Origin of the sequence: Promicromonospora sp. NFX87, assembly GCF_048564965.1 — a bacterium.
In the GTDB taxonomy this organism is placed as follows: Bacteria; Actinomycetota; Actinomycetes; order Actinomycetales; family Cellulomonadaceae; genus Promicromonospora.
In genome coordinates this window covers 486,124-507,415 of record NZ_CP183413.1, presented here as the reverse complement: position 1 = coordinate 507,415, position 21,292 = coordinate 486,124, and the positions used below count along the sequence as shown (strand labels likewise).

Annotated in this window: 16 protein-coding genes and 1 tRNA gene; 9 read left to right on the top strand and 8 right to left on the bottom strand. The window is 70.9% G+C overall.

The window, feature by feature from the left end; all coding sequences use genetic code 11:
* Positions 1-126: 126 nt before the first annotated feature.
* Positions 127-1,362: an MFS transporter gene (locus ACNYC2_RS02440; protein ID WP_419705527.1), complete on the bottom strand. Its 1,236-nt coding sequence runs from the start codon at positions 1,360-1,362 to the stop codon at positions 127-129.
* 59 nt (positions 1,363-1,421) lie between these two features.
* Here ACNYC2_RS02440 and ACNYC2_RS02435 point away from each other — a divergent pair, with 59 nt between their 5' ends.
* From ACNYC2_RS02435 to ACNYC2_RS02420, 4 genes are all read left to right on the top strand, one after another.
* Entirely contained in the window at positions 1,422-1,904 is a 483-nt protein-coding gene (locus ACNYC2_RS02435) for a MarR family winged helix-turn-helix transcriptional regulator (RefSeq protein ID WP_419705526.1), read from the top strand.
* 111 nt (positions 1,905-2,015) lie between these two features.
* Positions 2,016-2,231 carry a hypothetical protein gene (locus tag ACNYC2_RS02430; RefSeq protein ID WP_419705525.1) on the top strand — a complete coding sequence of 72 codons (216 nt, stop codon included), beginning with the start codon at positions 2,016-2,018 and terminating at the stop codon, positions 2,229-2,231.
* Positions 2,232-2,293: 62 nt separating this feature from the next.
* Positions 2,294-2,992, top strand: a complete 699-nt coding sequence (locus ACNYC2_RS02425; RefSeq protein ID WP_419705524.1) for an ArsR/SmtB family transcription factor — start codon at positions 2,294-2,296, stop codon at positions 2,990-2,992.
* Between the two features lie 122 nt (positions 2,993-3,114).
* Positions 3,115-3,717, top strand: coding sequence for a ClpP family protease (locus tag ACNYC2_RS02420; RefSeq protein WP_419705523.1), 603 nt, complete (start codon positions 3,115-3,117; stop codon positions 3,715-3,717).
* A 4-nt stretch (positions 3,718-3,721) separates the two neighbouring features.
* Here the strand turns inward: ACNYC2_RS02420 and ACNYC2_RS02415 are convergent, their stop codons facing one another.
* Positions 3,722-4,216, bottom strand: a complete 495-nt coding sequence (locus tag ACNYC2_RS02415; protein WP_419705522.1) for a helix-turn-helix domain-containing protein — start codon at positions 4,214-4,216, stop codon at positions 3,722-3,724.
* A gap of 197 nt (positions 4,217-4,413) precedes the next feature.
* Here ACNYC2_RS02415 and ACNYC2_RS02410 point away from each other — a divergent pair, with 197 nt between their 5' ends.
* Positions 4,414-6,654, top strand: coding sequence for an excinuclease ABC subunit UvrA (locus ACNYC2_RS02410; protein ID WP_419705521.1), 2,241 nt, complete (start codon positions 4,414-4,416; stop codon positions 6,652-6,654).
* Positions 6,655-6,717: 63 nt separating this feature from the next.
* Here the strand turns inward: ACNYC2_RS02410 and ACNYC2_RS02405 are convergent.
* The 6 genes from ACNYC2_RS02405 to eno form a co-directional block, all read right to left on the bottom strand.
* Positions 6,718-6,791 (bottom strand) — tRNA-Leu (locus ACNYC2_RS02405).
* A gap of 194 nt (positions 6,792-6,985) precedes the next feature.
* Positions 6,986-8,443 (bottom strand): NAD(P)/FAD-dependent oxidoreductase, encoded by a 1,458-nt coding sequence (locus ACNYC2_RS02400; RefSeq protein WP_116676833.1) that lies wholly within the window; start codon positions 8,441-8,443, stop codon positions 6,986-6,988.
* Positions 8,444-8,646: 203 nt separating this feature from the next.
* Complete coding sequence (locus ACNYC2_RS02395) at positions 8,647-9,597, bottom strand: exopolyphosphatase (protein WP_419705520.1); 951 nt, start codon at positions 9,595-9,597, stop codon at positions 8,647-8,649.
* An 83-nt stretch (positions 9,598-9,680) separates the two neighbouring features.
* Positions 9,681-10,181 (bottom strand): DUF501 domain-containing protein, encoded by a 501-nt coding sequence (locus tag ACNYC2_RS02390; RefSeq protein ID WP_419705519.1) that lies wholly within the window; start codon positions 10,179-10,181, stop codon positions 9,681-9,683.
* A 68-nt stretch (positions 10,182-10,249) separates the two neighbouring features.
* Entirely contained in the window at positions 10,250-11,104 is an 855-nt protein-coding gene (locus tag ACNYC2_RS02385; protein WP_419705518.1) for a septum formation initiator family protein, read from the bottom strand.
* Positions 11,105-11,268: 164 nt separating this feature from the next.
* Positions 11,269-12,549: a phosphopyruvate hydratase gene (gene eno / locus ACNYC2_RS02380; protein ID WP_419705517.1), complete on the bottom strand. Its 1,281-nt coding sequence runs from the start codon at positions 12,547-12,549 to the stop codon at positions 11,269-11,271.
* A gap of 334 nt (positions 12,550-12,883) precedes the next feature.
* On the opposite strand from eno, the gene ACNYC2_RS02375 reads away from it, so the two are divergent.
* The 4 genes from ACNYC2_RS02375 to ACNYC2_RS02360 all read left to right on the top strand — a co-directional run bounded on the left by ACNYC2_RS02375 (position 12,884) and on the right by ACNYC2_RS02360 (position 21,242).
* The gene (locus ACNYC2_RS02375) at positions 12,884-14,410 is read left to right on the top strand and encodes an ABC transporter permease (protein WP_419705516.1); all 1,527 of its coding nucleotides are present in this window, start codon (positions 12,884-12,886) and stop codon (positions 14,408-14,410) included.
* Positions 14,411-14,442: 32 nt separating this feature from the next.
* On the top strand, positions 14,443-15,120 hold the full coding sequence (locus ACNYC2_RS02370) for an ABC transporter ATP-binding protein (protein ID WP_419705515.1): 678 nt from the start codon (positions 14,443-14,445) through the stop codon (positions 15,118-15,120).
* A gap of 304 nt (positions 15,121-15,424) precedes the next feature.
* On the top strand, positions 15,425-19,366 hold the full coding sequence (locus ACNYC2_RS02365) for an endo-1,4-beta-xylanase (RefSeq protein WP_419705514.1): 3,942 nt from the start codon (positions 15,425-15,427) through the stop codon (positions 19,364-19,366).
* Positions 19,367-19,586: 220 nt separating this feature from the next.
* The gene (locus tag ACNYC2_RS02360) at positions 19,587-21,242 is read left to right on the top strand and encodes a peptide ABC transporter substrate-binding protein (RefSeq protein WP_419705513.1); all 1,656 of its coding nucleotides are present in this window, start codon (positions 19,587-19,589) and stop codon (positions 21,240-21,242) included.
* Positions 21,243-21,292: the final 50 nt, after the last annotated feature.

Below are 21,292 nucleotides of genomic sequence, written 5' to 3'. Positions count from 1 at the left end.
ATGCCGCCGTCGTGGCCTGGTTCGGACCAAGGGGGTGAAAAACGACGGAAGTCACAGAGTAGGGCAGTGCCCTGCGCCGCCCGCAAGCCCGGACGGGGCCCGCTCACCTCCGGGGTGTTCCGGTGGTCAGAGCTCGGACACAGCCTCCTCGGGTGTGCCCTCGACCTGCCTCGCGCTCCGGTTCCAGCGCTGCCAGAGCACGCGTTCCCCGATCGGACGAGCCATGACGTGCGCCGTCACCACGAACGCGAGCACACCTCCGAGCAGCACTGCCGACGCCACCCAGAACGGCGAGGTGGGGCCGACGCCCTCGGCGAGCAGACCCGCGACCACGGGGGCCGGAGCCGCGAAACCCCAGCGGACGAGGTTGAACGCGCCGGTGGTGACCCGGCGGTCCGGGTCACCGAGGGCGAGCGACAGATCGGTCAGGTTCGCGTTCGCGATACCCATGAACACACCGGCCACGATGGTCACGACCACCGATCCTGCTGTTCCGACGCCGACCGCGAGCACCACGACGCAGGCGAGCACGCCGGCGACAGCAACACCGAGCGTCTGCACGAACCCGATGGCGTGCGCCAGCCGGTGCCCGACCACGAGGATGCCCACGGCGACCCCGATGCCCCAGGCCGTGAAGACCAGACCGAGCGGCACGACGCCGAGCCCGAGAAAGACGGGCACGTAACCGAGCACGACGAAGAACACGAAGTTGTAGGCGGCGGTCACGATCGCGAGCGCCCGGAAGCCGGGCTTGCGGAAGAGCCCGAAGACCTGGCCGAGCCGGAGCGGGGCCGGCTTCTCGGCGGGGTCCTTGAGCCGGGTGGCGGAGACCAGCAGCGCGACCACCATGAGCAGACCGCACACGAGGAACGGGACGCGCCAGCTGATGTGTCCGAGAAGGCCGCCGATCAGCGGCCCGACCGCGAAGCCGAGCCCCACGCAGGTCTCGAACAGGCCGACCACCCACTCACGGTCCCTCGCGAGCGCGACGAGCAGCACCATGGCGGTGGCGAAGAACATCGCGTTGCCGAGGCCCCACACGCCGCGCAGCACGGCGAGCTGGACGATGTTGTCGCTCAGGGCGGCGAGCACGGCCGCTGTCGCGACGAGCGTGACGCCCGCCGTCAGGATCTTCTTGTACCCGAATCTGCCGGTCGCCATGACCGCGGGGATCATGCCGATGGCCATCACCGCTATGTAGGCGGTGAACAGCAGCTCGATCTCCCACGTGGTGGCGCCGATCTCCGCGCCGATGACCGGAAGGATCGGGTCGACGACAGCGATGCCCGCGATCGCGAAGAACGCGGTGAGCGCCGTGGCGTAGATGGCTGTCTCGTTGGGCTCGTTGCGCGTGGTGGCCACGCGGCCTCCTCATCTGGATTTATCTGTATCACACAGGTATATGCCTGTAGGCTACACCTATGTCGAAGAGGACGAAAGAGAACGCGGACCCCGGGCAGCCCGGCACGGGCCCGCTGTCACGCGTCGAGCTGCAGCTCGCGCTCCTGCTCCGCCGAGCCGAGCGCACCGGCGCGGGCCACACGCCGACCCTTGAACGTTCCGGCTACCTGCTGCTCCAGGTGCTCAGCGCCGAAGGCCCGCTCGGCATCAATGCCCTCGCCGAGCGCCAGGGCCTCGACGCGTCCACCGTGACCCGTCAGGTGGTCAGCCTGGAGAAGGCGGGGTTTGCCCGCCGGAGCCGCGACCCGCGGGACGGGCGAGCGGTCCAGGTGGAGGCGACGCCGTCGGGCGAGGCCCAGCTGGAGCGCGAGCGCGTCCGGCGGAGCGCCATGTACGACCGGATCCTCGCCGACTGGTCACCCACCGAGCAGGCACTGCTCGCGAGCCTGCTCGAACGCCTCAACCAGGACCTCGACGCGTACCGGCGCGACCCGGACGACTGAGCGGGCATCCAAAGAACTAGTTGCAAAGATATCCTTGCAAAGAGATGTTGGCGTGCGTAGGGTGGTGCACACCTGCTCCTCCCTCACGAACCTCGAAGCCAGGAGATCGCGATGAGCGTCTACGCACCCGCCGTCCGCACCACCGTTCCGCAGCCCCTCGGGTTCCTGCGCGCTGCTGCTCCCGCCAGGGTCCAGCGGCCCGCCGCGCCGAGGCAGGCCGACCCCGAGGCACAGCGCCGCGAGACCGAGCGCGCCGAGCGGCAGCGCGCCCAGGCCGAGCGCGTGCGGGACAACATGGCGGCCCGCCACCCGCTCTCCCTGCGCTGATCGCCGTGCCCGCCGTGCCGACCGGCCGGTCCCGGCCAGGTCGAGTGGGTAACGTCCTGCCTATGGCGACAGCACGCAAGAACCTCCCGGGCGGGCAGGCGGAACGAGAATCTCGCTCCTCGACGCCACTACCTCGCGTGGTGCCGGACATCGCCGCGCCCACCGTCGCGGGCCCGCCGGCCGAGCTCGGCCCCGCGGCACTGCGCGCGCTCGCCCATCCGCTGCGCATCCGCATCCTCGACCTGCTGCCGATCCGCGGGCCCCTCACGGCCAGCAAGCTCGGCGAGATCGTCGGCGAGTCCAGCGGCTCCACGAGCTACCACCTCCGCCAGCTCGCCAAGCACGGGCTGGTCCGCGAGGTCGAGGGGAAGGGCACCGCGCGGGAGCGCTGGTGGGAACGCACCCCCGGCGGGTTCAGCATCTCCAGCGCGGGCAAGGACTCCCCCGCGGGCCGGCAGACCGCAGAGGCCGTCAACATGGAGTTCCTGCGGCTCCGCAACGAGCGGGTGCTGGCCTTCGCCCGCTCAGGACAGGAGGCGGACGAGGAGACCCTGGAGTCGTGGATGGGCTCCGCCACGTTCGTCACGGTCAACAAGTGGGCCACGCAGGAGCAGGCGAAGGCGGTCGTCGAGGCCTGGGAGCAGTTCGCCGCGGAACATCTCGAGCCGCTGAGCAGGCAGGAGGGCGTCTCGGGAGCTGTGCCGTTCGAGATCCACTTCGACGTGTTCCCCACGCTCGACCCCGAGGGCAACCCGCTCTGACGCACGCGACCCGCCGCACGCGACCCGCCGCGCGCGGTCCGCCGCACGCGGTCTGCCATGAGCAGATCTGCGGCGGGCAGAGATCGCTACCCGGCCGGTCCGCACGGGGTGATCGTGGGGACATGACCGAGACAGCGCACACCCTGCCCTTCGACGACCACCTCGGCTCGCGCCTGCTGCACCAGCGCATGGTGCTCATCGGCACCGAGATCGACGACGCCGTCGCCAACCGCGTCACCTCGCAGCTCCTGCTGCTCTCCGCCGAGGACTCCAGCGCCGAGATCAGCCTCTACCTCAACTCCCCCGGCGGCTCCATCAGCGCCGGCCTCGCCGTCTACGACACGATGAGGCTCCTGCCGAACGCGGTGTCGACGGTCGCCGTCGGGTTAGCGGGCAGCATCGGGCAGTTCCTGCTCGCCGCGGGCACCAAGGGCAAGCGGTACGCGCTGCCGCACGCTCGGATCATGATGCACCAGCCGACGAGTGAGGTCCGCGGTACGTCGAGCGACGTCGTCGTCCAGGCCGAGAACGTCCGGCACCTCGAGGACCTCATGACGCGGCTGCAGTCCGAGCACACCGGTCAGCCCGTCGAGACGGTCGCCGCGGACGCCGAGCGCGAGCGCTGGTTCACCGCCGAACAGGCACTGGCCTACGGCATGATCGACAAGATCGTGGACCGGGTGGACGACGTCCGCCCGGGCGGAAAGCGACGCGCCGGGCTCTGAGGCGTCACGCCGCGAGCAGCACCGCCTCGCCTCGCCGGCCGGTGCCCGAGGTACCGGCCGGTGCCGCCTGCTCCGCCTGCAGCGGGTGGCGGGACGACGAGAAGCCCGCCGCACGACGAGCAGCGGACGACAGGACCCGAACCCTGCGGCTCTCCTCCTGCGCCGCCAGCGCGAGAGCGAGCTCGGCCCACGCCCGCTCGACCAGGTCGACCAGCCGCATGCCGAGCGCCTCGCACACGGCGGCGAGCACCTCGGAGGATGCCTCCTTGCGCCCGCGCTCGACCTCGGACAGGTAGGCGGTGGAGACCCGGGCGCCGGTCGCGACGTCGGCGAGCGTGCGCCGTTGCTCCCGACGCGTGCGCCGCAGGATGCCGCCGACCAGGTCGCGCAACAGCGGTTCGCGGGTGTGCTCGAGCGTGCCGGGTCTGGCTCCGGGCCCGCCCTCGTTCGTGGTGCCGGGCCCAGCAGTACGTGCGGTACCTGTTGAGATCATTGTCATCTGCCCACTCCCGCCGTTGGTACCCGTCACGGTACCCAACCCCACTGACACCGTAGGTCGTTCCGCCGTCTGCTCCTGGCGTAACGCCGGTGGAGTGACGCCGGTGCCGCGACGCCGGTGACGTGACGCCGGAGGGCGGAGCCAAGGTGCGTGTCAGTGCCTGCTGGCACGATGGGACCACCGACCAGGAGAGGACAGTGGTGTTCGGATCTATCGAGGTGCGCGGGGCCCGCGAGAACAACCTGCGGGGAGTCTCGGTCGACATCCCCAAGCGGAAGCTCACCGTCTTCACGGGGGTGTCCGGCTCGGGCAAGAGCTCGCTCGTGTTCGGCACCGTCGCCGCCGAGTCGCGGCGTCTGATCGACGAGACGTACTCGGCGTTCCTCCAGGGCTTCATGCCGTCCCGGCCGCGGCCCGACGTCGACACCCTGTCCAACCTCTCCGCGGCGATCGTCGTGGACCAGGAGCCCATGGGCGCGAACGCGCGCTCGACCGTCGGCACGGCGACCGACGCCTACACGATGCTGCGCGTCATCTGGTCGCGGCTGGGCCAGCCGTACATCGGCGGGTCCAACCTCTTCTCCTTCAACGACCCGCAGGGCATGTGCGCCAGGTGCGAGGGCCTGGGCCGCGTCTCGGCCATCGACACCGAGGCCCTGGTGGACCGCAGCAAGTCGCTGAACGAGGGCGCCATCACGTTCCCGAACTTCGGGGTCGGCAGCTGGTACTGGAAGGTCTACGCCGACTCGGGCTTCTTCGACGTCGACAAGCCGCTGGCCGACTACAGCGAGACCGAGTGGCACGACCTGATGTACGGCGCCGAGCAGAAGATCGTCGCGGGCGGCATCAACGTCACGTACGAGTCGCTGGTCCCCAAGATCACGCGCCTCTACCTCGTCAAGGACGTCGAGTCGATGAAGGGCGCGATGCGTGCCGCCGTCGACCGGCTCGCCACGTTCACGGCCTGCCCGGCGTGCGGCGGCACCCGGCTCAACGACCGGGCCCGGTCGTCACTGGTCAAGGGCAAGCACATCGGCGAAGCGGCCGCCATGCAGCTCACCGACCTCGCCGAGCTCGTGCGCGACCTCACCGACCCGCAGGTCCAGCCCATCCTCGACGGGCTGAGCGACCTGCTCGCCACGTTCGAGCAGATCGGGCTGGGGTACCTGTCGCTGGACCGCGAGTCGTCGTCGCTCTCCGGCGGAGAGGCCCAGCGCACCAAGATGGTGCGGCACATGGGTTCGGCCCTGACGGACATGACCTACGTGTTCGACGAGCCGACGATCGGCCTCCACCCGCACGACGTCCGGCAGATGAACGCGCTGCTCCAGCGTCTGCGGGACAAGGGCAACACGGTGCTCGTCGTCGAGCACAAGCCCGAGGTCATGGCCGCGGCCGACCACCTTGTCGACATGGGACCCGGCGCCGGCACGCACGGCGGCACCGTCGTCTACGAGGGCGACATCGCGGGGCTGCGCAACTCCGGGACCGCGACGGGCAAGCACCTGGACCAGGCCGTCACGGTCAAGCAGACGCCGCGCACCCCCACCGGTTTCCTCCGGATCGAGCACGCGACCCTGCACAACCTGCGGGACGTCACGGTCGACGTCCCGCTCGGCGTGCTCGTCGCGGTGACCGGCGTGGCCGGGTCGGGCAAGAGCTCCCTCATCCACGGCTGCCTGCCGCGCGACGGCGTGACGTTCGTGGACCAGTCGGTGATCCGCGGGTCGCGGCGGTCGAACCCGGCCACCTACACCGGGATCCTCGAGCCCATCCGCAAGCAGTACGCCCGCGCGAACGGCGTCAAGCCCGCGCTGTTCAGCGCGAACTCGGCCGGCGCGTGCCCGGACTGCAAGGGAGTCGGCCTGATCTACACCGACCTCGCCTTCATGGCAGGTGTCGCGAGCCCGTGCGAGGCGTGCGGCGGCAAGCGGTTCACCGACGAGGTCCTCGGCTACACGCTGCGTGGCAAGAACATCGCCGACGTGCTTGCCATGTCCGTCGAGGAGGCGCTGGGCTTCTTCACGGAGAAGGCGATCGTGCCGATGCTCTCCCGGCTGTCCGACGTCGGGCTGCACTACATCTCGCTCGGGCAGCACCTCAACACCTTGTCCGGCGGCGAACGGCAGCGGCTCAAGCTCGCGATCGAGATGGGCGGCGACACCCCGGCGTTCGTCCTCGACGAGCCCACCGCCGGCCTGCACATGCAGGACGTCGACAACCTGGCCGGCCTGCTCGACCGTCTGGTGGACTCCGGCCGGTCGGTCATCGTCGTGGAGCACAACCTGTCGGTCGTCGCTCGTGCCGACTGGGTGATCGACATGGGCCCCGGCGGCGGGCACGACGGCGGCCGGGTCGTCTTCGAGGGCACTCCCGCCGACCTGGCCCGCGAGGAGGCGTCACTGACCGGCCGCCACCTCGCCGAGCTGATCGCCTGACGCCGGAGGTGCTGCGCCTCCGGCTCAGGCGATATCCACAGCGTCTGACGCCGGAGCGCCGAGTGCCCCCACCCGGGTTCGAACCGGGACTGTGCCGGGTTTAAGCCGGCTGCCTCTGCCAGTTGGGCTATGGGGGCGCACCCCAGAGACTACCGAGGTCACCCCGCAAAAGAGCCCTCCGGCGAAGTAGAACCAGGGCGAAGTAGAACCAGGGCCAGATAGAACCAGGGCGAGACAGAACCGCAGCGGCACGCTCGCCGAGCGGTGGCCGCTCGAGCTCTATCTCGCTGCAGTTCTATCTCGCCCTGGTTCTATCTCAGCGAGACGGGGGTCAGGACTTGGCGCCCGACTCGGCGCGCTCGGCGGACGACTCCGCCTTCTGCTCGACCTTCTCGCCCGCGGGCTTCGGCGGCACCGACGCGTTGCGGAACTCCTGGCGCGGGTCGTGCAGCGAGCCCAGCGAGACCAGCTCGCGGCCCATGAGGAACTGGCCGATCCAGCCGATCAGGATCCGGACCTTGCGGTTACCGGTCGGCATCGCCATCACGTGGTAGCCACGGTGCGCCACCCAGGCCAGGAAGCCGCGCAGCTTGATGAAGCCGAACAGCTCGGCGACACCCTTGTACAGGCCCAGCGATGCGACGACGCCCAGGTTCTTGTGGTCGTAGTCGACGGCGGGCTTCTCCTTGTAGAGCGCCACGATGTTGTCGGCCAGGCGCACGGCCTCGCGGATCGCGTGCTGCGCGTTCGGCGGGCAGAACTTGCCCGGGTTGTTCACGTCCGGCACGGCGGCGCAGTCGCCCGCGGCCCAGGCGCCCTCGACGATCTCGCCGTCCTCGGTCGCGACCTGCAGCGTGGGCAGCACGGTGACGCGGCCCATCTTGTCGAACGGGAGGTCGGACGCCTCCTTGATGACCGGGTTCGCCTTGACGCCCGCGGTCCACACGATGGTCTCGGTGTCGAACTCGACGCCCGTCGAGGTGACGACGTGCCCGTCCACGCAGGAGGAGAGGAAGGTGTTGAGGTGGAACTCGATGCCGCGCTTCTTCAGCTCGGCGAGCGCGTACTCGCCCATCGGCTCGGTGACCTCGGGCAGAATGCGCCCGGCGCCCTCGATCATGACGAACCGCAGGTCGGATGCCTCGATCGTCTGGTACTGCCGCGTCGCGTACCGCGCCATGTCCTCGATCTCGGCGAGGGCCTCGATGCCGGCGAACCCGCCACCGACGAAGGTGAACGTAAGCATGCGCTTGCGCAGGTCGGCGTCCCACGTGGAGGACGCGACGTCCATCCGGTTGATCACGTGGTTACGGACCGCGATGGCCTCTTCGACGTTCTTGAAGCCGATGGCCGACTCCGCGAGGCCGGGGATGGGCAGCGTGCGGGACACCGAGCCGAGGCCGACGACCAGCTGGTCGTAGGTCACCTCGTACTCGTCGCCCGACTCGGGCTGGATCTTCACGGCCTTGCGCCCGTGCTCGATCGTGGTGACCTTGCCCTGCAGCACGTCGATGCCCTTGAGGGCCTTGCGGTGCGGTGCTACGACGTCGCGGGCGTCGATCGACCCAGCGGCCGCCTCGGGCAGGAAGGGGGCGTACGTCATGTACGGCCGCGGGTCGACGACGACGATCGCCGCCTCCCGCTTCTTCAGCTTCTTTCGCAGGCGGCGCGCCACGTAGAGGCCGACGGACCCGCCGCCGAGCACCACGATGCGCGGCACCTTCCGCGGGCGCGGCGTGCTCGCCGCATCGGAAGCATGGCTGACCGAGGTCAGGTCGTTCTGAGGCATGATTCCCAGGATACCGCGCGCCACGCATCGGCATTGACATGCCAAAGGGCGGCGTGTGCGTGATGCACCCCACGCCGTCGTCGCCGCTGCAGGAACGTCCTCGATCCTCTGGCAGCCACAACGGGCCACCGCCGCCGGAAGTTCCCGGCGGACGGAAGTCACGCCCTGCGGGCATGGCGTGAGCCCGCGGTTCCGCTTCGGGCTCACGCCATGGACAACGCGATCCCGTCGAGGATGTCGTGCTCGCTCGTCACCACGCTCGTCAGGGAGCCGCCGGCCGCCGCCACGTCCGCGACCACGCGGGTGATCACCTCGGACCAGACGAGCGCCCCGGCGGCGATGACGTCGACCCGGCCCGGGTGCAGGAAGCCCATCGCCGCACGCTCTGCGCGCGGCGCCTCGACCAGCGCCGCGCAGGAGTCCAGCACCGCCTGCACCGGCAGCTCCGCCTGGTTCACCCGCTCACGCCGGTACTCCGGCAGTCCCAGCGCGTGCGCCGTCACCGTGGTGATCGAACCGGCCAGCCCGACCAGGGTGGCCGTCTTCGCGAGCGGGACCGCGCGGGCGGCGTCGTCCAGGTGGGCCCGCACGTCCGCGCGGGCCGCCGCGATCTCCGCCGCCGACGGCGGGTCGCTGTGCAGGTGCCGCTCCGTCATCCGCACCGAGCCGACGTCCATCGAGACGCTCGCGTCGACCGAGCCGGTCCCGAGCACCAGCTCGGTGGATCCCCCACCGAGGTCGACCACGAGGAAGGGGCCCGCGTGCGCCTCGGCGACCGCGCCCGTGGCGCCGCGGAACGAGAGCTGCGCCTCCTCGGCGCCGGTGATGACCTCGACGCCGACGCCGAGCGCCGCCCGGACGCCGTCGAAGAACTCGTCACGGTTGCGCGCGTCCCGCGTGGCCGACGTCGCCACGAACCGCACGCGCTGCGCTCCCGCGGCCTCGATCGCCGCCGCGTACTGCCTGGTCGCCGCGAGCGTGCGCGCCAGCGCCTCGGGCGCCAGCTCGCCGGTGCGGTCCACGCCCTGGCCGAGCCGCACCACCTCCATGCGGCGGTCGAGCTCGGTGAGGTTGCCGGCGGCGTCGACGTCCGCGACGAGCAGGCGGATCGAGTTGGTGCCGCAGTCGATCGCGGCCACACGAGAGGGAGTCACACGAAGATTCTTCCAGCCTCGCTACCCCGAAGGCGTCGGACGTGCCGGTTCCGCGAGAAACCTCACGTGGTCGTGCGCGAGGTTCAGCAGGTGCAGCGGTCCGGGCGCCAGCTGTCCTTGGCCAGCTCAAGCGCCTCGTCACCCAGCGGGTTCACGCCCGGCCCGGCGGCCAGCGCGTGCGCGAAGAGGACGTGCAGGCACTTGACGCGCGTCGGCATGCCGCCGGCCGAGATGCCGGCGATCTCCTCGACGTGCCCGATCGCCTCACGCTCGGCGAGGTAGTGCTCGTGCGCCTTCTGGTAGGCGGCGGCGAGCTCCTCGTCCGACTCGAGCCGCGCCGTCAGCTCCTTCATGACGCCGTTCGCCTCGAGCGTCGACGCGGCCGCCGTCGCACCCGGGTGGGTCAGGTAGAAGACGGTCGGGAAGGGGGTGCCGTCGGGCAGCCGGGGCGCGGTGCGCACCACGGTCGGACGGCCGCACACGCAGCGCGCCGCGATCCCCACGACGCCGCGCGGCTCGCGGCCGAGCTGCTCGGCCAGGACGCGCAGGTCGTCGTCGGACACGGTCTCGATCACGGAGTTCACCGCTCCATTGTCCCCCAGGAGATCGTCCCCTGGAGCGCCGTGGCACGTGATCTGGCGAACGCTCGCGGCTACCCCTCGCCGCCCGCGATCCGCACCGAGTCCCACACGCTCGTGAACCAGGGGGTGTCCGCGTCCTCCGACGCGCCGGGCGACGGCTCGACGACGCCGGGCGGCGGCTCCTCCTGCTGCACGGAGTCGGTGTCCAGGGGGCGCCACACCTTGTCCCCCGGCATGACGAAGTGCAGCCGCGACCGTGCCTGCTCGATCACGTACGACGGGTCGTCCCAGCGGGCGAGCTCGGTGTCGAGCTCCTCCTTCTGGACCAGCTGCTGGTTCAGCTCCGACCGCAGCTCGCGCAGCTCCGCCTGCTGGGTCACGACGGCGCGCACCGTCGGCAGCAGCAGCACCACCGCGAGGAGCACCACGACGGACAGCACCATCGCGCGGACCGTCAGCACCTCGGGCAGCACGAGCCCGAAGCTGCCGCGCTTCCGGTCGGAGCGCGGCGGCGGGACGCTGCCGTTGACGGCGCTGCGGCGACGCGGCTGCGTGGGTCGCTTCACCCCGCCGCCCGACGCCGGCCGCGCGGCACTCGGAGCGGCAGAGCTCGGACGCGCGGTAGATCGGGCGGGCGCGCTCCGCGGCGCGGCGGTGCGGCGGCTCGCCGACGACGGCGCGGCGGGCTTACGAGCGGCCGATCCGCCGGGCGCCGAGCCTCGCGCGGTGGCGCCTCGCGCGGTGGAACCGCTCGCCGTCGGACCGGACTGCTTCTTCGGGGCGGCCTTGCCCGTCGGCGTCGGCTTCGAGTCCTTTGCCTTCTTGGCGCCCGACGCACCCGCTCCCGCACGCGGGGTCGACGACGGGCGCGCGCCCGAACCGCGGGCCGGGCCCGGGGGTCGCGCCGGACGACGTGAGGAAGGCATGGGTCGATTGTGCCGATTCGCGAGCCCTTTGTACGGTCATTACTCCCGGCGCGCCGTGTGTCGACCCTGCGGACCGCACAGTTGTCAGACGCCAACGGACGTGTCAGACGTACAGGTCACCCGAGTGACCCGTGCGTCTGACACGTCCGTGGGGGTCTGACAGGTCAGCCCTGGAAGCGCGGGAACGCCGAGCGGCCGGCGTAGGTGCCGGCCTCGTCGAGCGCCTCTTCGATGCGCAGGAGCTGGTTGTACTTGGCGATGCGCTCGCCACGTGCCGGGGCACCGGTCTTGATCTGGCCGGCGTTGGTCGCCACGGACAGGTCGGCGATGGTGGTGTCCTCGGTCTCGCCGGAGCGGTGCGAGGTCATCGTGGTGAAGCCGTTGCGCTGGGCCAGCGTCACGGCGTCGAGCGTCTCGGTGAGCGAGCCGATCTGGTTGAGCTTGACCAGCAGCGAGTTGGCCGACTTCTCGGCGATGCCGCGGGCGAGACGCTCGGGGTTGGTGACGAACAGGTCGTCGCCGACGATCTGCACCTTGTCGCCGACCTTGCCCATGAGCCCGGCCCAGGCGTCCCACTCGTCCTCGGACAGCGGGTCCTCGATCGAGACCAGCGGGTAGTCGGCCACGAGCTGCTCGTAGTACGCGATCATCTCGTCCGACGTCTTCTTGCCGCCCTCGAACGCGTACACGCCGTCGGAGAAGAACTCCGTGGCGGCGACGTCGAGCGCGAGCGCGACGTCCTTGCCCGGCGTGAAGCCCGCCCGCTCGATGGCGACGAGGATCAGGTCGAGCGCCTCACGGTTGCTGCCGAGGTTCGGCGCGAAGCCGCCCTCGTCGCCAAGCCCGGTGGCCAGGCCCTTCTCCTTCAGCACGGACTTGAGGGAGTGGTACACCTCGGTGCCGGTGCGCAGCGCCTCGCGGAACGTCGGGGCGCCGATCGGGGCGACCATGAACTCCTGGACGTCCACGTTCGAGTCGGCGTGCGACCCGCCGTTGAGGATGTTCATCATCGGCACGGGCAGGACGTGCGCGTTCGGGCCGCCCACGTAGCGGAACAGGTCCAGGCCCGAGCTCTTGGCCGCGGCCTTGGCGACGGCGAGCGACACACCGAGGATGGCGTTCGCGCCCAGCTTGCCCTTGTTCGGCGTGCCGTCCAGGTCGAGGAGAGCCTGGTCGATGATGCGCTGCTCGTCGGCGTCGTACCCGATGAGCTCGGGGGCGATCTCGTCGTTGACGGCCGCGACGGCCTTCTCGACGCCCTTGCCCAGGTAACGGCCCTTGTCGCCGTCACGCAGCTCGACGGCCTCGAACGCGCCGGTCGATGCGCCGGACGGGACCGCCGCACGGGCGAAGGTGCCGTCGTCCAGGACGAGCTCCACCTCCACGGTGGGGTTGCCGCGCGAGTCGAGGATCTCGCGTGCTCCAACGGCTTCGATGCTAGCCACGGAATCTCCTTCTAAGGATGTTGCTCGATGGTTACGACCTCAGCGTAGGACGTCCGACGGCGCAGCGCGGAACCGTCCACGGCTCGCTCGCGCCTGGACGGCGAGGCCGGTAGCCGCGCCGTCCGCCCGTGGTTCACAGGGTCACCACAGGTCCGCGACAGGGCCACCACAGCGAGGCCGCCTAGCGTTCCGGACGTCCGGCGCAGACCGTCCTGCGGCGCGAACCGCTCCGCCCGCTCGCCCCTTACCCCAGAGCGCAGCGCTACAGCCCGCAGGACGGTCCGCGCGGACACCAACTTTCCGCACATCCCCTCCCGACCCCAGGCAGGAGCCCATGTTCTTCACCTATCTGCGCAGAGAGCTGCGCAACCGGCGCAAGCAGACCGTCGTCGTAGCGATCGGTCTCGCGGTAGCGATCGCGCTCGTCATCGTCGTCAACGCGGTATCGACGGGCGTCAGGAACGCCCAGTCCGAGGTGCTCGAGTCCGTCTACGGCGTCGGCACCGACATCACCGTCGACCAGCCCAGCGACGGGCCGGTCGCGGCCGGCGCCGGCCCGGGCCGGTTCGACTTCGAGGAGGGAGAGGGCGAGGCGAACGAGGACGGCACGCGCGACCTGTCGGAGGACCGCCTCAGCACGGCCATGGGTTCGACGTCCTTCGACGCCGACGCCCTGGAGACCGTCGCCGGCCTGGACCACGTGTCCGGCGTCGCCGCGACGCTCGACCTGCAGAACATGTCCTTCTCCGGCGAGATGCCGGACATGGAGGCCATGCAGGAGGGCGAGGGCGGCGTGACCATGCAGATGGGACCGGACGGCTCCGGCCAGGGCTCGGCGGGCGGCTCGTCCTTCGAGATCGACCAGTTCACGGTCACGGGCGTGGACCCCGACGCCGCCGCCGTCGGCCCGCTGACCACCGCGGAGGTGGCCGACGGCCGGACGCTGGAGGCGGACGACGAGAACGTGGCAGTCCTGGACGCCACGTACGCCGAGCAGCAGGAGCTCGCCGTCGGCGACAAGATCATGGTGGGCGGCAAGGAGCTGGAGATCGTGGGCACGGTCACGTCCACGACGGGTGAGGGCGTCGCGACGGCGTCCGACGCCTACCTCCCGCTCGCCACGGCCCAGACCCTCGCGGACCTCGCCGATCAGGTCACGGACATCTACGTGCAGGTCGACTCGGCCGAGAACGTGGACGCCGTCGCCGCCGCCATCGAGAGCGAGCTGCCCGACGCGTCGGTGAGCACCCAGTCGGACCTCGCCGAGGGCGTGACCGGATCCCTCTCGACGGCGTCCAACCTGATCGGCACGCTCGGCACCTGGCTGAGCGTGATCGTGCTCGCGGCGGCCTTCGGCCTCGCGATCCTGTTCACCGTCTCGGGCGTGAACCGCCGGACGCGCGAGCTGGGCACCCTCAAGGCGATCGGCTGGAGCCGGAACCGCGTGGTGGGCCAGGTCGCCGGCGAGTCCGTGGTGCAGGGCCTCATCGGCGGCGCGGTGGGCCTCGCGCTCGGCGCGCTGGCCGTCTGGGCGGTGAACCTCGCGGGCATCACGCTCAGCGGGGCCTCGGGCGGCCTCACCATGGGCGGGCCCGCCGGGCTGATGCCCGCGGGTGGCGGCCCGCAGGGCGGCGACACCGCGCCCGACGGCGGTGGGGGCGGCGCGTTCGGCGAACGCTCCGACGCCTTCGCCGGAGCCGCGGGCAACGCCGTCGACATCGTGCTCCAGGCGCCCGTGAGCCTGTGGATAGTCCTGGCCGCGGTCGGGCTGGCCGTGCTGGGCGGGCTGCTCGCGGGCGTCGTCGGCGGTCAGCGCGCGGCGAAGCTGCGCCCCGCCGAGGCCCTCCGGTCCCTCGCATAGCCCCCTCCCGAGCGTTCAGAAAGGGCAAGTCCATGTATCAGATCGACGACCTGACCAAGACGTACAAGCAGGGCAAGCGCCAGGTGCGCGCGCTCAAGAACGTGTCCGTGACCATCGGCGACGGCGAGCTCGTGGCAGTCCAGGGCCCGACGGGCGGCGGCAAGTCCACCCTGCTGCAGATGCTGGGCGGGCTGGACCGGCCGACGTCGGGCACGGTCAAGCTCGACGGCAAGGACCTCGCGGGCATGAGCGACGCACAGCTCACGGCCGCGCGGGCCGAGACCATCGGCTTCGTGTTCCAGAACTTCAACCTCATCCCCACGCTCACCGCGCTGGAGAACGTGGAGACGGCGCTCGTGCCGGCCAAGGTCGCGCGGCAGAGCCGGACGGCGCGCGCGCTGGCCGCGCTGGAGGCGGTGGGACTCGGCGACCGGGGCGACCACCTGCCGGGCGAGCTCTCGGGCGGGCAGCAGCAGCGCGTCGCCATCGCGCGGGCGCTGGTGAAGAACCCGAAGGTGCTGCTGGCCGACGAGCCCACGGGCAACCTCGACGAGGAGACCCGCGACGAGATCGTGGACCTCATCGAGGGGCTGTGGAAGGACCAGGGGCTGACGATCGTGCTGGTCACGCACGACTCGGTGGTCGCCCGCCGGACACCGCGGCGGCTGCGGATCGCGAAGGGAGCCCTGAAGGAGCTACCGGCGGCGTAGCCCGGGCGCGCGGCGGGAAGGTCCGCCTCGAGAACACGATCTGGCACGGGTTTCGCCGCAAACCCGTGCCAGATCGTGTTCTCGAGGCGGACCTTTCTGGTGACCCTCTCGACGGCACCGCTCGCGCTGGCTACTCTGCCCTTACGTCCGCCGCAGCACCGTCGCTCCGGCGTTCGCCCCACCGGAGACACGCGCAAGGGAGCGCAGCATGCCTCGTCGAAATCGTTTCACCCAACCTCATCCACGATCGCGAAATCGTTTAACAGCCGTTGCCACGGCCGTGCTCGTCGCAGCAGGTGTGACGGTGACGGCGCCGGCATCCGCCGCCGACACCGTCGTCACCGCCGTCGACTTCGAGGACGGCACCACCGGCACGTGGACCCCCAGCGGCGGCGCGGGCCTCGAGATCGTCGCGGACCCCGACGGCGCCGGCAGCGTGCTCGCCATCACCCGGGCGGCCGACTACGAGGGCATCCAGTCCCCCACCGGCATCTTCCACGCGGGCTCGACCTACACGTTCAGCATGCGTGCCCGCGTCGCCGAACCCGCCGAGCCCACCGGCCCCACCAGCGCCGACGTCCGGTTCGTCATGAAGCCGTCCTACAGCTGGATCGGCAACACGACCATCGGTACGGACTGGACCACCGTCACCGGCACGTACACGGCCGACGGCGACCCGGCCGAGCTCCAGGCGTACCTCGGCAGCACCGACCAGGACGCCCCCTACACGATCCTCGTGGACGACATCATGGTGACCACCTCCGACACCGTCCCGCCGGGCGACGTCGTCCCCGGCGGAGCGATCAACCCCGTCCCCACCCCCGCGTACGCGGCCGAGGGCAGCGGCGACGTATCAGCCCTGACCTTCGACGACGGCCCGAACCCCGGCACCACTCCCGCCCTGCTCGACTTCCTCGCGGAGCACGAGATCAAGGCGGTGTTCTGCGTGATCGGCCAGAACATCGAGGCGGACGGCGGGGCCGCGATCCTGCGCCGGATCGTCGCCGACGGCCACGTGCTGTGCAACCACTCGACGGGCTACGCCGACATGGGCTCCTGGACCGAGGAGCAGGTGCGCGCGGACCTCGTCGCGAACATGGGGATCATCCGCGACGCGCTCGGCAACCCGAACCAGAAGATCCCGTTCTGGCGTGCGCCGAACGGCTCGTGGGGCGTGACGCCGGGCGTCGCCGTCGAGCTGGGCATGCAGCCGCTCGCCGTGCGCAACACCATCGCCGACTGGGAGACCCAGGACGTCGCCACGCTCACCGCCAACCTCCGCACGGCGATGGTCCCGGGCGAGCTCGTCCTGGCGCACGACGGCGGCGGCGACCGGTCCGGCACCCTCGCCGCGGTCCGGACCGTCGTCACCGAACGGCTGGCGGACGGCTGGAGCTTCACGTTCCCGCAGGGCACTCCCCCGGCGTCGGGCCCGGTGATCAGCACCGACTTCGAGGACGGCACGCTCGGCGGCTGGGTGCCGCGCGAGGGCACCGAGACCTCGGACTTCACGCTCGCGGTCACCGACTCGGACGCCCACGACTCCACCCGGTCCGCGGCGCTGACCGGCCGGGACGCCACGGGCGACGGGATCGCCCGGGACGTCACCGGCGTGCTCCGGGCCGGCGTCACCTACGACGCCTCGGCCTGGGTCCGCTTCGCCGAGGGCCAGACGCCCGGCGACATCTGGCTGAGCCTGGCGACCACCACGGACGGCGCCCAGACCTTCTCGACGCTCGGTCAGTTCAGCGGCATCACGAGCACCGGCTGGACCCAGGTGACCGCCACCTTCACGGTGCCGGACCACGACGACGCCCTCCTCTACTTCGAGACCGCCTACAACGGGGGCAACCTTGGCGACTGGCTTGTTGACGACATCGTGGTGTCCGTGCCGGAGCCGCCGCTGATCGAGGACCTGACCGGCATCAAGGAGACCGTCGACTTCCCGATGGGCGTCGCCATCGACAGCCGCGAGACGTCGGGCGCGGCCGCCCAGCTGCTGAACCGCCACTTCGGTCAGATCACCCCCGAGAACCACATGAAGCCCGAGGCCTGGTACGACGACGAGGGCACGTTCCGCCGTCATCCCGAGGCGACGGCGCTCATGGACTTCGCCCAGGCGAACGACCTGCGGGTGTACGGCCACGTGCTGGCGTGGCACGGCCAGACCCCTGAGTGGTTCTTCCAGGACGACGCCGGCGAGCCGCTCCCGGCCACCGCCGAGGGCCAGGCGGTCCTCCGTGAGCGCCTGCGCGCCCACATCTTCGGTGTCGCGGAGAACCTGAGCACGGACTACGGGCCGTTCGGCTCGGACACCAACCCGCTGGTCGCGTGGGACGTGGTCAACGAGGTCGTGTCCGACGGTGCGGAGAACCCGGACGGCCTGCGCCGCAGCGAGTGGTTCCGGATCCTGGGCGAGGAGTTCATCGACCTCGCGTTCCGGTACGCGGACGAGGCGTTCAACGAGACGTACGCGGCCGAGGGCACGGCGCGGCCGGTGACCCTGTTCATCAACGACTACAACACCGAGCAGGGCGGCAAGCAGGACCGTTACCTCGCCCTGGTGGAGCGGCTGCTGGCGCGCGGGGTGCCGGTGGACGGCGTGGGGCACCAGTTCCACGTGTCGCTCGCCATGCCGGTCAGCGCGCTGGAGGGTGCGCTCGCGCGGTTCGAGGACCTGCCGGTCAAGCAGGCGGTCACGGAGTTCGACGTCACGACGGGCACCCCGGTGAGCCAGGCCAGGCTGATCGACCAGGGGTACTACTTCCGGGACGCGTTCGAGGCGTTCCGCGCGCACGCGGACGACCTGTTCTGCGTGACGGCGTGGGGTCTGACCGACGGCCGGTCGTGGCGGGTGGACAGCGGCGCGCCGCTGATCTTCGACGACCGGTACCAGGCCAAGCCCGCGTATTACGGCGCGGTGGGCGCCGAGCTGCCGGCCCGGCTGCGCGCCGCGAACGTGTTCGCGGGTGACGTGCCGCTGGACGCCTCAGCGACCGCGTCCCCCGAGTGGGACCGGCTGCCGCTGCACACGTTCGGCGCGCCGGACGGCGGCGAGGCCGCCTTCCAGCTGCGCTGGGCGGCCGACCACCTGACGGCGTTCGTCTCGGTGGACGACGCCGGAGCGGCGGCCGGCGACGCGGTCACGCTGGCGCTCGGCGACGCGGAGTACGTCGTCGGCCGGGACGGGTCCGTGACCGGCGGGGCCGAGGGTGCGGACGCTGTGGCGACCGAGCGGGAGGGCGGCTACGACGTCGTCGTGCACCTGCCCGCGGCCTTCGAGGAGGGCACCACCGCGGCGTTCGACGCCCGTGTGACCAGCGGCGACGAGACCACGACGTGGAACACGCCGGGTGCGCTGGGCACCCTGACGCTGCTCGAGGAGCTGTCGTACCTGGAGGTCGCGGAGGCGACGACGGCGCCGGAGATCGACGGCGAGCTGGACGACGTGTGGGCCACCGCCGGCACGGTCACCACGACCAAGGAGGTCGAGGGTTCGGGCGGAGCGGTCGCGACCGTCCGCACGCTGTGGCGCGGGAGCACGCTGTTCGTCCTGGCCGACGTCGCCGACCCCGTGGTCGACGTCTCCGGCTCCGACCCGTGGATCCAGGACTCCGTGGAGATCTACGTGGACGGCGGCAACGCGAAGAACGGCGGGTACCGGGCCGACGACACGCAGATCCGCGTCTCGGCGCAGAACGCGGTGTCGTTCGGGACGGGTGACGAGGCGGCGCAGCGCGCCCGCCTGACGAGCGCCACCACGCTGACCGACGACGGGTACCGGGTGGAGGCGGCGATCGACCTGCTGTCCTACGGCGGGCCGGGTACGTTCCACGGCCTGGACTTCCAGGTCAACGACGCGGCCGACGGCGCACGGACCGCCGTCCGCAACTGGGCCGACCCGACCGGGGCCGGCTACCAGTCCACCGCCCGCTGGGGCGTGGGTCAGCTCGTGGCCGACCCCGGGCTGGTCAGCCTCACGCCCCCCGTGGTCAAGGGCACGCCGGCCAAGGGAAAGACCCTCACCGCCGACCCCGGCACGTGGTCGCAGGAGGCGACGTTCACCTACAGCTGGCTCCGTGACGGCGAGCCGATCCGGGGCGGCAGCAGGTCGTCGGGCTACGGGGCGACGTACAAGGTGAAGCCGCACGACGTCGGGCACGAGCTCTCGGTGGAGGTGACGGCCCGTACCGCGGAGGGCGTCACGGCATCCGCCACGAGCGATCCGGTGAGGATCCGGCGCTGAGCTGACTGCCGGAGTTGTTTCCGCACCGGACTCCCGCTGCGGAAACAACTCCGGGCTCGTCCGCGGCCCGGGTCGTGTTGGTCCCGAACCGGCACGGAAGGACTCCTGACCAATCGTTACAGACGGTTTACGCGAATTTCCAAGCGACCCGCCTCCCGTGGCGATATGGTCCAAACCTCCCCGCCCTGATACCGGGGAGCCGACATGGGGGAGGCAAGAAGTGAGGCAAGGACGAGCAGGAAGCAGTGCACGGCTCGCCGCGGTCGCCACGTGTGCCGGCGTGGCGCTGACGGTCGCCGGATGCAGCCCGAGCCAGACCGCGGACGACGACGACGCGGGTCCGGTCACGCTGGAGACCTGGATCAGCCAGGACATGGAGACCCTCTTCCCCGGCGACGCCGGTGCCTACGACAACATCAGCGTTCTCGACGTCGTCTACGACGGCCTGGTCCGGTACGACCCGGAGACCACCGAGCCGTACAACTACGTGGCCGAGTCGATCGAGCCGAACGACGACAACACCGTCTGGACGATCAAGATCAAGCCGGACCTGACCTTCCAGAACGGCGAGCCCGTCGACGCCGAGGCGTTCGCCCGCGCCTGGAACTACACCGCCGACGGCGACAACGGCCTGTACTCCGGCTACTTCTTCAGCGTCATCGAGGGCTACGACGAGATGCAGCCGGAGACCGACGAGGACGGCGAGATCGTCACGGAGGGCGCAGCGGACGAGCTGTCCGGGCTGAAGGTCGTCGACGACCTGACCCTCGAGGTCACGCTCAGCTCTCCGTTCGCCGGCTTCTCGACGATGCTCGGCTACACCGGCTTCTTCCCCGTCGCCCAGGAATGCCTGGACGACGTCGAGAAGTGCGCCCTCGAACCCATCGGCAACGGCCCCTTCCAGGTCACCGACTGGGCGCAGGGCCAGGAGCTCACCGCCGAGAAGTGGGCCGACTACCCGCTCGACGAGACCCCCGGCTACGACTCGATCCACTGGACCGAGTACGCGACGGGCGAGACCTCGGGGTGGGCCGACTTCAAGACCGGCGACCTCGACCTCTCGTTCCCGCCGACCGCGGAGGTCGAGGCGGCCAAGAACGACCCCGAGCTCGCCGAGCGCTACGTCGAGCGGCCGGGCTCGGCCCTGACCTTCCTCGGTTTCTCCGGCTACACCGAGGGTCCGTGGAACGACAAGGAGTTCCGCAAGGCGATCTCGATGGCGATCGACCGCGAGGGCATCATCTCCTCGCTCGGCAGTGGTCAGGCCACCCCCGCCGACTCGTGGGTCGTCCCCGGCGGCGTGCCCGGCGGCGAGGCGGGCACCTGCGAGTGGTGCGTCTTCGACCCGGAGGCCGCCAAGGCGGCGCTGGAGAAGGCGGGCGGTTGGCCCGAGGGCAAGAAGCTCCAGATCAGCCTGGGCGACGACGACGCGGAGGTGGAGTACTTCACGGCGATCGGCAACTCGATCGAGGAGGTGCTCGGCATCCCGTACGAGCTCAACATCGACCCGGACTACTTCACCACCCGGGCGGAGCAGGGCTACGACGGCATGTTCCGGAACAACTGGTTCCCGGACTACCCGCTGAACGAGAACTACCTCAGCTTCTACGCGTCCGGTGAGCCCGGCGCGGGGCACTGGGGCTGGTACAGCGAGGAGTTCGAGGACAAGCTCGACGAGGCAGCGGCGGCGCCGTCGCTGGACGAGTCCGTCGCCCTCTACCAGGAGGCGGAGGCCATCCTGGCCGAGGAGTTCCCGACCATCCCGTTCCGCTGGAGCTTCAGCGCCACGTACTACAGCGAGCGGCTCGACAACGTCGTGCTCAACCCGTTCTCGGGCGCCCCGATCCTGCGCGGCATCGAGGTCTCGGCAGGCTGACCACCCGCACGTGAGCGCCGCGAGGTAGTGCCACCGTCGCACCACGGCAC

Bases quoted from the DNA above. Each gene is read 5' to 3' on its own strand.
- ACNYC2_RS02435 (WP_419705526.1), top strand. From the start codon at position 1,422: ATGTCGAAGAGGACGAAAGAGAACGCGGACCCCGGGCAGCCCGGCACG.
- ACNYC2_RS02430 (WP_419705525.1), top strand. From the start codon at position 2,016: ATGAGCGTCTACGCACCCGCCGTCCGCACCACCGTTCCGCAGCCCCTC.
- ACNYC2_RS02425 (WP_419705524.1), top strand. From the start codon at position 2,294: ATGGCGACAGCACGCAAGAACCTCCCGGGCGGGCAGGCGGAACGAGAA.
- ACNYC2_RS02420 (WP_419705523.1), top strand. From the start codon at position 3,115: ATGACCGAGACAGCGCACACCCTGCCCTTCGACGACCACCTCGGCTCG.
- ACNYC2_RS02415 (WP_419705522.1), bottom strand. From the start codon at position 4,216: ATGACAATGATCTCAACAGGTACCGCACGTACTGCTGGGCCCGGCACC.
- ACNYC2_RS02400 (WP_116676833.1), bottom strand. From the start codon at position 8,443: ATGCCTCAGAACGACCTGACCTCGGTCAGCCATGCTTCCGATGCGGCG.
- ACNYC2_RS02385 (WP_419705518.1), bottom strand. From the start codon at position 11,104: ATGCCTTCCTCACGTCGTCCGGCGCGACCCCCGGGCCCGGCCCGCGGT.
- ACNYC2_RS02375 (WP_419705516.1), top strand. From the start codon at position 12,884: ATGTTCTTCACCTATCTGCGCAGAGAGCTGCGCAACCGGCGCAAGCAG.
- ACNYC2_RS02370 (WP_419705515.1), top strand. From the start codon at position 14,443: ATGTATCAGATCGACGACCTGACCAAGACGTACAAGCAGGGCAAGCGC.